Source organism: Thermoflexus sp. (assembly GCF_034432235.1).
In the GTDB taxonomy this organism is placed as follows: domain Bacteria; phylum Chloroflexota; class Anaerolineae; order Thermoflexales; family Thermoflexaceae; genus Thermoflexus.
Genome location: NZ_DAOUCJ010000003.1, coordinates 65,827 through 75,390 on the forward strand (window position 1 = coordinate 65,827; position 9,564 = coordinate 75,390).

The window sequence follows — 9,564 nt, forward strand, 5'->3', positions numbered from 1 at the left end:
CTCGCCCGCGTCACCGACGGCGGTGGGCCTCGCGGACGTTGGGGATTTGTTCGATCCGCGTCAGGGCCCGGTGGAGCTGGGCCGCGGAGCGGACCTCCAGGGTGGCCTGGAAGACCGCGAAGCCGTTGCGGGTATCCACGCTGATGCGGGCGATGTTGATCTGTTCATCCTTCAGGACCCCGCTGATCTCATGGAGCAAGCCCACGCGGTCGATGGCGATGATTTCCACCTCCACCGGGTAGCCTTTCTCTCCGGCCGGGAACTGGACCTCGATCAGGCGCTCCGGCGTGCGCACGTTCAGGATGTTGGGGCAGCTCCGGCGGTGGATGGTAATCCCCCGATTGCGGGTGATGTAGCCGATCACCTCGTCTCCGGGCACCGGGTTGCAGCAACGGGCCAGCTGCATCAGGAGGCCCTGGGGGTTGTTCTCCACCAGCACCGGCCGTGAGGCGTCGTAGCGTTCGGGGGAGGCGGGGAGCTCGGGGGCGGCCTTCTGTTCCTCCCGGCGCCGCTCTTCCTCCATCCGGATCAGGCGGGGCGCCAGCTGCTCCGGGGAGACATCGCCCCAGCCGATGGCCGCCAGCAGGTCTTCGGGCTCCTTGTAGCCGAACTCCGTGTAAAGCCGGCGCGTCGCCTCATCCACCGAGAAGGGGACGCCCAGGCGCCGGATCTCCTGGGCCAGGATCTCCCGGCCGTGCACGATGTTCTCCGCCCGGCCCTGCTGTTTGAACCACTGGCGGATCTTCTGGCGGGCGCGGGAGGTCTTCACATATCCCTTGGCCGGATCCAGCCAGTCCCGGCTGGGGCCGCCCTGCTTGGCGGGGATGATCTCCACCTGATCGCCCATCTGGAGGACGTAGTTGAGGGGGACCCATTTCCCGTTCACCCGGGCGCCGCGGCAACGATGCCCCAGCTCGGTGTGGATATGGTAGGCGAAGTCGATGGGCGTGCTCCCCCGGGGAAGGTCGATGACGTCCCCTTTCGGGGTGAACACGTAAATTCGATCCTCGAAGACATCCGTCTTGAGGGACTCCACGAATTCCTTCGCGGAGGTCACCTCATTGCGCCACTCCATCAGGGAGCGCAGCCAGGCCACCTTCTTCTCATAGGCCAGGTCGCGCTTCGAGACCTGTTCTTTGTAGATCCAGTGGGCGGCGATGCCGTATTCCGCCTCCCAGTGCATTTCCCAGGTGCGGATCTGCACCTCCAGCGTCTTGCCATCCTCCAGCATCACCGCCGTGTGCAGGCTGCGATAGGAGTTGTCTTTGGGGTTCGCGATGTAGTCGTCGAACTCTTTGGGGATCGGGCGCCACATGGAGTGGATGATGCCCAGGACCTGATAGCACTCGGGGATGGTGTTCACGATGATGCGCACGGCCCGCACATCATAGACCTGGTCGAAGGAGACGCCCTTGCGGACCATCTTGCGGTAGATGCTGTAGATGTGCTTGGCCCGCCCGGTGACCTCGGCGTGAATGCCCTCCTCCGCGAGGCGGGCCTTGATGCGCTCCACGATCTGCTGGATGTGGCGCTCGCGCTCCGCCCGGCGCTCGTCGATGGCCCGGGCGATCTCCCGGTATTTCTCCGGCTCCAGATAGCGGAAGGCCAGATCCTCCAGCTCCCACTTCAGCTGCCAGATCCCCAGGCGATTGGCCAGGGGGGCGTAGATCTCCAGGGTCTCCCGGGCGATGCGCTTCTGCTTCTCGGGGGGAAGCGCGCCCAGGGTGCGCATGTTGTGCAGGCGGTCGGCCAGCTTGATCAGCACGACGCGGGGATCCTCCACCATAGCGAAGAAGATCTTGCGGATGTTCTCCGCGCTCTGCTCGTCCCGCCCTGTGCGCCGGGCCTCCCCGTCCTCCGGCTGGGCCCGCAGCCGGTCGATGTATTTCAGCTTGGTGACCCCATCCACCAGGCGGGCGATCTCCTCCCCGAACTCGCGCCGGATGTCCTCCAGCGTGATCCCGGTATCTTCCACCACGTCATGAAGCAGGCCGGCGGCGATCACCGGGGGATCCATGCGGAGCTCGGCCAGGATGCCGGCCACGGCCAGGCAATGGTAGAGATAGGGCTCTCCCGAGGCGCGGGTCTGCGCCCGGTGGGCCCGCTCCGCCAGCGCGTAGGCGCGCTCGATCAGCGCGCGGTCCGAGGGGCTCAGGGGATCGCGGATCTGTTCCAGCAGAAACTCCAGGGTGGTCGGGCTCTGCACCCCCACCATGCCCTCACCGCCTTTCCATCCCTTTCCTTAATTTTATCACTCCTGAAATTTTATCACTCCTGAGGCGGCGGGAAGGAGCTACGCGCGGAGGTCCTGCGGCCATCCGGCCCGGGCGGCGGCCTCCGTCAGGGCCCGACGGAGCAGCACAGCGACCATCTCCCGTCGGTATTCGGAAGAGCCCCGGAAGTCTCCCGGTGGGCTCACCCGGTTGCGGGCCTCCTCCGCGGCCATGGCGAAACGCTCCGGATCCGGCGGATGCCCTTCCAGCATCCGCTCGGCCTCGATGAGCCGCACCGGCCGCGGCGCGACTCCGCCGGCCGCGATCCGCACACCGTAGCAGGCCCCGTCCACCCCTCGGAACAGCCGGACCGCCACGCCGACGATGGGGGCATCGGCGGGCGTGCGGGCGACCTTGTGGAAGGCCGCGCCCATAGGAGCCGCGGAGAGCGGGAGGCGGACCTCCGTGAGGAGCATCCCCTGGCGTTGCAGGGCTTCCCGATAGTCATAGAACGCCTCCATGTGGATCGTCCGCGGCCTCTCAGGCTCCGTGAACACCATGAGCTCGGCGTCCAGGGCCAGCAGGACCGTCGCCAGGGGCTGTTCAGAGGAGGCGCCGACCACCGCCCCGCCCACCGTGCGCTGGTTCCGGAGGGGAAGGGGCGCGGTCTCCCGGGCGGCGACGGCGAGGATGCCCCCTCCATAGGCGGCGCTCTCCGGGGTCTCCACCAGCGCCTGCAGCGGCGTGGTCGCCCCGATCCGAAGGGTGTTCCCTTCCAGCCGGATGAAATTCAACCCCAGGTCCTGGAGGTCCACCACGGCCTCCACCTCGCGCGCCCCTTCGGCCAGGAGCTGGGTTCCCCCGCCGATGGGCACGGTTCGAATATCCGGACGCCGGAGAAGGGCGAGGGCCTCGGCGAACGTTTTCGGTCGGTGATACGCTCGCAGGTTCAGTGGCATGGTCGGGAGCCTCCTTCGGGATGCGTGGGAAGGGATGGCTTTCAGCGCTCCTCCTCCGGATATACCCGCCAGAACGGTCGTTCCGCATCGAAGGTGGACCGGATCTCGGGGGGGACGTTCACCAGGATGGCTTCCGCCTCCGCGCAGAGCGTTCCATCCGGCCGGCGGAGCTCCGCGCGCGCCCGGGCCAGGCGCGTTCCGGCCCGAAGGGGACGGGCGACCAGAAGGAGCGTTTGCCCGATGGGGACCGGATGATGATACCGGACGGTCAGCTGGGCGGTGACCATGAAGCGCTCCGGGGCTTCGATCATCACCGCGCGTCCGGCCGCCTCGTCCAGCAAGGCCGCGACCACTCCGCCATGAGCCACCCCCGGATATCCCTGATAGACCTCCGGGATCACCACCTCGGCCCGGACCGTGGTCTTCCCATCCTCATAGAAGCGGACCTTCAGGCCGGCCGGGTTCTGCACGCCGCAGATGAAGCACATGCGGGAGTTCGGCTGGAGTGTCCCCTCCATTTTCACGCCTCATGCCTGGGCGAAGATATCGATCATCAACCGGACATCCCCCAGGGGGTAGAGGACGGGGCAGGTGCATCCGGCGGCGCGGTATTCATCCACCTTGCGGCGGACCTCCTCGGGCGATCCGCTGGCGGTGATGAGCTGCACGATGTCGTCGGGCACAAGCTCCATGGCCCGCTCGATCTGCTCGGGGGTCGCCGGCCAGGTGAGGACCCGCCCGATTTCGTCCAGGAGCTCCTGGGGCACGCCGCTGGCCTTCATGATATGCGGCTGCTGGCCCAGATACTGGGTCACCAGCTTGCGGGCGCTATCCAGGGCCTTCTTGCGGTCGTGGTCGACGGAGCACACCACCAGTTGCGGGCGGTCAATGTCCTCGACGCGGCGGCCGGCCCGCCGCGCGCCGATCTCCAGGTGGTGGAGGGCCATCTCGTTATACTTCGGCGAGACCAGGTAGTTCAGCAGCACGCCATCGGCGATCTCGCCGGCCAGCTCCATCATCTGCATGCCGGTGGCCCCGATGTAGATGGGGACGTTGCGGGGCTCCCGGCGCCCATACACCACGTCCAGCTCCACATCGGTGAGATGCACGAACTGGCCGTGGAAGGTCACACGTTTCATGGCCAGGAGGTCGCGCACCACGGTGACCACCTCGCGCATGGCCTGGAGGGGTTTCTCCCGTTTGATGCCCACCTTGGAGGCCAGGGGATCCCACCAGGCGCCGATGCCGAGGATGATGCGGTTGGGGGCGAGGTCGTCCAGGGTGAGGAACGTGGCGGCGATCAGAGCCGGGTTACGGGTCCAGTTGTTGATCACGCCGGAGGCCACTTTGATCCGTTCGGTCACGGCGGCGTAAGCGGCCATGGGGACGATGGCGTCGCGGACCAGCCGGGATTCCGCCTGCCAGACAGCCTCGAAGCCGCGCTGTTCCGCGTATTGCACGTAGCGCATGGCCTCCCGCAGATCGTGGGCGTCCTGGAGGTAAAGGGCGACGCGCTCCGGCATGGGAGCCTCCGTGTGGGATGTTTTCCCCCCATTTTAACCGGAAGGCCGGACGTTTGCCGGGATGGCCGTCGCTTCCTATGCGGGTTTCAGAGTCTGAACGAAGGAAGAGAGAAGAGAGAGGAGATGGCTGGATCGCCTTCATGGTTTACGATGCAGGGCGCGGTCAGCAGCCCGTGGGTTGATTCACCCCCAGCCGGGCGAAGCCATGGGAAGATGGGCACCACTCAGGCGAAGGATTCCCCTGAGCAAGGCATGAGCTCCTTAGCTACAGCCGCACCTGGCCTTCCAGTGGGGCCACCACCACACCTGGAGGCGTAGGGCAACGGCTTGCAGTTGCCCTACAGGGAACGGAGAGGCTCCGCTCAACGATCGACGGTTGTCGTATTAAGGCTGAAGCGTGTCGGGAATCCAGGACCTTATCTCCACTGGCTATGGGCCCCTTTCACTTCACGCGTTTCAGATGGGCAGCGATCTGCAAAAGGGTGGAAACCGGATAGGGCGGATGCGGGCGGGAAGCCGTGATCATGATCGAGAGCCCCTCATGGTTCCAGGACAGCATCTGGGCTGCCCCATTATCTATGAAAACTCCTTCGTATTTCCCTACGACAGTTACTTTCTCCGGCGGATAGCGATCCGAGATCATTTGAACCGGATGATTTGTAATGGCAATCTCCACGAAGGCCTGATTTTGGGAATCCACATAGATCGTTTGAACCCCGTTTGGGTGATGGACCACAAAGGCGAAGGGTGTTCCGGGTGTAAAAGGGAGCCAGGTGGGGAGCCAGATCGGGAAAGAGACCTGACGGAGGGCGGACTCCAGCGACTCGCCGGGAACGCTGAACGGGGGCTCCTGAACCGCATAGACAGGACCTGAAGGATCTCTGGACCCGAATAGAAGAAATAGAAGAACAGGTGGGATCCAGAGGAAGAGTAATAACGCAATCAGAGAACGAAATTTCATCGCACACCTCCACTTATGGCCAGATGATGTAGAAAGAACTCGCCTGATGTGTTAAGATAACCCTGGAACTTCTTGGCTGGGATGGAGGTGAGGGATGGAGTTCCGGGAGCTGACGGACAAGCAGTGGGCTTTCATCGAGCCTCTACGCCCGCCCCAAGGCCCGGACGGGGAGGCCCCGAGCCGACGACCGGCAAGACGCTGAACGGGATCCTGTATGTCCTGGTCACGGGATGTCGGCGGATGGATATACCGAAGCAATATGGTTCATACAAGACGGCCTGGCGGCGGCTAAAGGGGGGAGGCCCGGGGCGTGTGGGAGACGTTGTGGAGGCGCCTTCTGGATGGAGGATACCGGGTCGCTCCGCCGCCGGGGCATCCGGGCCTGCATCCCCGAGAATCCCCGCAATCGCCGGAGGAGCCGGCGGGGCCGGCCGTATCGCTTTGACCCGAAGGCGTATCGGGTCCTGCGGGGGGGTGGTGGAACGCTTCTTTGTCTGGCGGAAGGGCGGCTTCCGGCGCTGGATGGTCCGTCATGAGCGTCTCCCGGCGACCTTCCGGGCTTTCGTGTATCTGGCCTGTTTCCTCCTCACCTGGAGAGTTTTGAGATGAGTTCTTCGTTAACATTTTCTCTCTAGGGAGGATACACCGCCTTCGGCAGAATTTCCACACCCTTTGATTTTACCTCGTGTCGCTTTCGGTCATTGGGGAGACGGTGAGGAAGCGGCCTCCTCCCAGATCCAGGATGCGTCGCTTGCCTGTCCCATCGGTCCGGATCGAGTAGAGCACGGGACCATTTAGCTGTTCTTCCAGAATTGTGATTAGCAACACTTCCTCCGAGAGCCAAGCCAACACTTGAATTGATGGGTTGGGGCTGGGCACTTCAACCACCCGGGAGGTGTGGCCATTCTGCACATCCAGGATCACGACCCGCTGGGCCTGTGGAACCTCTTTTCCTCCTCCTTTTTCGGAGCTCCCTGGCGCATAGCCGTCTGCGGCGACGAAAGCGACGCGTGTCCCAGATGGGGACCAGACAGGGACGGTGAGCATTAGGGCCTCAGGATCCTCCTGCTTTACGAGAGGGGTCAGGTGCCGATCGGCCAGGTCCAGGCGCAGGACCTGAATTGAGAGGGCCGGAAGGGATTCTGCCTGTCCTATCAAAATGGTGCGGCCATCTGGGGAAACAGAGGCCATGGTGGTGTGGGCAGTGGGATTCGTGTAGAGGATCTCCAGCCTTCGGGTCTGAAGGTCGAGCAGGGCGATCTGATCGATCATGAGGCCGCCTCCCCTCAGATGGGAGAGCACCAGTTCCGGTTTCCCTACCCATCCTTCCACCGACCATGGCCCGCTGTCCCGTTTTTCAACAAGCAGGCTGGTTTGCTGGCGGATCAGATCGTAGAGCATAATCTGCACCGGACCGTCCGTCCATTGCGAGAAGGCCAGCGCATCCCCGGAGGGCGCCCAGGCCAGTGAGGTGATCCAGCTGTTTTGAATAACCGGGTGGAAGCGCAGGTCGAGGAGGGAGAGCAGGTAGAGAACGTCTCGCCCCACGCCCTCGTGAGGACGAACTTGAACGGCCAGCCATCGGCCATCCGGGGAGGCCTGGGCCTGGAACACTTCCTCTGGTAGATGGGCGAGGCGGATGGGGGGACGGCCATCCGGGGAAAGCCGATATAGTCTATACCGCCAGAAGGGGAAGGGCGCTCCAGAATCACCGATCGCTGTGCCAGGGGCTCCTGCCAGGTTGTCTCGCCTCCCAGCGTGGGGATAGAGGTTGGCGTATAGAAAATGGACATGGGGGGCAGGGAAGCCGTGGCCCTGGGGGCTTGCGGGGAGGGCATCCTGGCTATACAGGCTTCAAAGATCAGCATAACGCTCAGCAGCAGGCCCGGGTATCCCCTCACGGGATCCTCCTAAAGGCATCCACTTCCACTGCGGTTCACTATCTGTAGCATTGTAACGATGAACGTTTGGGTGGCGTACCCTTACCTCCTACCCCAATCATATCATAATCATTCGGCCCTGCATGCCGCGGCGCGCCCACCGGAGACGCTGGGGCCGAAGACCGGACCTCACGCCGTCGCTCGCGCGGGGTGATCGAGCGCACCTTCAGCGGGCTGGGGTGTTTTCGTCGCCTTGTGGGGCGCGATGGGCGCCCGGGAGAAGTCTACGGGGCTTTTGTCGTCCCGGCGTTCATCCTCACCTGCTTGGACAAAATTTTGAAATGACTTCCTTAACTACACCCTGAGAGGAAGCCTCTGATCCAACAGGCCCCGTAGTTGTTCCCGCTCCTGAAAGGGGGCCATGGGTCACACCGAAGATGCCGACTGGGACGGGCCGGCCCAGGCCCCGCAGGGCGATCCATCCGGTCAGGGCGCCCAGGGCCCGTCCGAGGAACCGCCGCCTCTCCCAATCCACGCCCAGCACCGGCCCGCCGTGCCGGGCCACGGCCTGGGCGGCCCGCAACGCCCGCACCGGGCCCAGAACCTGCACCAGGCGCGCCCGCATCGCCAGGCCCGTGAAGACCCGGACGTGCTCCCCCTCGATCTCCAGGAGCATCGGCTCCCAGCGCCAGCCGGGATGGGCGCGGTCCAGCAGCGCCTGGACCTCGGGGTCTCGCAAATTCCGCACCCCCAGCCACCCGCCGCTGGCAGTTTTCCCCGGATCCTGTCGATCCCCATCCGCCTGGCCCCATCTACCCCTCGAACGGCCCGGCCAGTGGACCTTCCCGGTGGACCCCTCAACGCTCAGGCGGTATTGGAAGCGCCTGGGTTGCCCGGTCCATGGCCGCCCGGACCCGGGCTTCCCCATCTCCATTCACGATGAGGAGGCTGAGAATCTCTCCGCGGGTCTGCAGCAGGACCTGGAGGAACCCTCCCTCGGAGTCCCGGGTCGAGAGCCACCAGCCTCCCTCCACAGGTTGGGTTTCTGCCGGCTGGGGGACCATTTGCCAGCCCCGGGCCAGGGCTTCAGCGATCCGACGGGCCTGATCGGGGTTCGGGTAGCGGTAGAGAAAATGAGATACCAGCGTGGCGGAGGCGTCATCCCAGAGAGCCAGGGTTCGCCCGTAGCCTTCCTGAAAGCGGAGGGGCTCCTCGCCGATGCCCATAGGGGCCAGGTTGTTCGGGTTGAGGGGCTGGCTGAGATCCTGGGGGGAGAGGGGGCCTTCGGCAAGGCGCTGGCTGTGGGGGAAGGCCTCGGCGGGCAAGACATAAGCGGCCAGGGGCGAGGGGGTAGGCGGCTGGGCGAAGGCCCGATAGAGGCCCGCCCCCAGACCCAGGGCCAGGATCAGGAGGCCCGTGAGAAGAAGCATCCACTTAGCCTTCATCGTTTACCTCCCTTAATTTAGTCAATCCAGACCTGGGCTTGATAATGGGCTGGTTGCCACTTTGGCCCCCAGGGGGGCTCCGTCCAGAGCCATCCCCATTTGGGCAACAGCAGCACATTCCGGTCAGCCCCCCACCAGTTCCAGTTTGAGATACAGCCGGCGCTGGAGCCGCAGGTTGCTGCGTCTCCCCCCGGTCCCAGATAATGCTGGTTGTGTCCCCAACGACCCAGGAAAAAGGCTCCGAAGTGGGGTTCCGGTCCTGTCCAGAAAGCCACTGCGATATACGAGGCGGTGACAGTCCCCCACCACTGAGGTCGGGGTGGAGAAGAGAAGATTGCGGGTATTGGCCTAACAGGCGCTGATATCAGGCCCAGTGGAATCAGTGAAAGCCACAGCCATATCCCGATCCCACGCACCCCCAGCCGCCCGCCGCTGAGCGTTTCCACCTCCCGGGCCAGGGCCGCGCACACCGCACACCCGCTGTCATATAACCGCCACCGGTTCGACATGGGTTTTCCCTCTTTTTGAAATATTGAAATAATTGTCCGGATCGTTTTCCTATCATCCCACAAGGGTTTTCTGT

At 64.3% G+C, this 9,564-nt stretch carries 9 protein-coding genes and 1 pseudogene; 2 read left to right on the top strand and 8 right to left on the bottom strand.

The features are described 5' to 3' along the window. Window positions 1-10: 10 nt before the first annotated feature. The 5 genes from VAE54_RS00695 to VAE54_RS00715 all read right to left on the bottom strand — a co-directional run bounded on the left by VAE54_RS00695 (window position 11) and on the right by VAE54_RS00715 (window position 5,656). A complete protein-coding gene (locus VAE54_RS00695; RefSeq protein ID WP_416223746.1) occupies window positions 11-2,212 on the bottom strand; it encodes a RelA/SpoT family protein in 2,202 nt (733 codons plus the stop codon). An 81-nt stretch (window positions 2,213-2,293) separates the two neighbouring features. Continuing rightward, complete coding sequence (locus VAE54_RS00700; RefSeq protein WP_322800002.1) at window positions 2,294-3,172, bottom strand: FAD binding domain-containing protein; 879 nt, start codon at window positions 3,170-3,172, stop codon at window positions 2,294-2,296. Window positions 3,173-3,213: 41 nt separating this feature from the next. After that, window positions 3,214-3,690 carry a PaaI family thioesterase gene (locus tag VAE54_RS00705; protein WP_322800003.1) on the bottom strand — a complete coding sequence of 159 codons (477 nt, stop codon included), beginning with the start codon at window positions 3,688-3,690 and terminating at the stop codon, window positions 3,214-3,216. Window positions 3,691-3,699: 9 nt separating this feature from the next. Beyond that, window positions 3,700-4,695, bottom strand: coding sequence for an LLM class flavin-dependent oxidoreductase (locus VAE54_RS00710; protein WP_322800004.1), 996 nt, complete (start codon window positions 4,693-4,695; stop codon window positions 3,700-3,702). Window positions 4,696-5,137: 442 nt separating this feature from the next. Continuing rightward, window positions 5,138-5,656 carry a hypothetical protein gene (locus VAE54_RS00715; RefSeq protein WP_322800005.1) on the bottom strand — a complete coding sequence of 173 codons (519 nt, stop codon included), beginning with the start codon at window positions 5,654-5,656 and terminating at the stop codon, window positions 5,138-5,140. Window positions 5,657-5,737: 81 nt separating this feature from the next. Between VAE54_RS00715 and VAE54_RS14465 the strand changes: the two are divergent. After that, window positions 5,738-5,938: pseudogene (locus VAE54_RS14465) on the top strand (transposase); the annotation flags it as partial. Between the two features lie 59 nt (window positions 5,939-5,997). Further along, complete coding sequence (locus VAE54_RS00720) at window positions 5,998-6,192, top strand: hypothetical protein (protein ID WP_322800006.1); 195 nt, start codon at window positions 5,998-6,000, stop codon at window positions 6,190-6,192. 142 nt (window positions 6,193-6,334) lie between these two features. Here VAE54_RS00720 and VAE54_RS00725 read toward each other — a convergent pair whose 3' ends face one another. The 3 genes from VAE54_RS00725 to VAE54_RS00735 all read right to left on the bottom strand — a co-directional run bounded on the left by VAE54_RS00725 (window position 6,335) and on the right by VAE54_RS00735 (window position 8,981). Then, window positions 6,335-7,270: a hypothetical protein gene (locus VAE54_RS00725; protein WP_322800007.1), complete on the bottom strand. Its 936-nt coding sequence runs from the start codon at window positions 7,268-7,270 to the stop codon at window positions 6,335-6,337. A gap of 582 nt (window positions 7,271-7,852) precedes the next feature. Continuing rightward, window positions 7,853-8,284 (bottom strand): hypothetical protein, encoded by a 432-nt coding sequence (locus VAE54_RS00730; protein WP_322800008.1) that lies wholly within the window; start codon window positions 8,282-8,284, stop codon window positions 7,853-7,855. A 109-nt stretch (window positions 8,285-8,393) separates the two neighbouring features. Beyond that, entirely contained in the window at window positions 8,394-8,981 is a 588-nt protein-coding gene (locus VAE54_RS00735; RefSeq protein WP_322800009.1) for a hypothetical protein, read from the bottom strand. Between the last annotated feature and the right edge of the window lie 583 nt (window positions 8,982-9,564).

Bases quoted from the DNA above. Each gene is read 5' to 3' on its own strand.
- VAE54_RS00700 (WP_322800002.1), bottom strand. From the start codon at position 3,172: ATGCCACTGAACCTGCGAGCGTATCACCGACCGAAAACGTTCGCCGAG.
- VAE54_RS00705 (WP_322800003.1), bottom strand. From the start codon at position 3,690: ATGGAGGGGACACTCCAGCCGAACTCCCGCATGTGCTTCATCTGCGGC.
- VAE54_RS00710 (WP_322800004.1), bottom strand. From the start codon at position 4,695: ATGCCGGAGCGCGTCGCCCTTTACCTCCAGGACGCCCACGATCTGCGG.
- VAE54_RS00715 (WP_322800005.1), bottom strand. From the start codon at position 5,656: ATGAAATTTCGTTCTCTGATTGCGTTATTACTCTTCCTCTGGATCCCA.
- VAE54_RS00720 (WP_322800006.1), top strand. From the start codon at position 5,998: ATGGAGGATACCGGGTCGCTCCGCCGCCGGGGCATCCGGGCCTGCATC.
- VAE54_RS00735 (WP_322800009.1), bottom strand. From the start codon at position 8,981: ATGAAGGCTAAGTGGATGCTTCTTCTCACGGGCCTCCTGATCCTGGCC.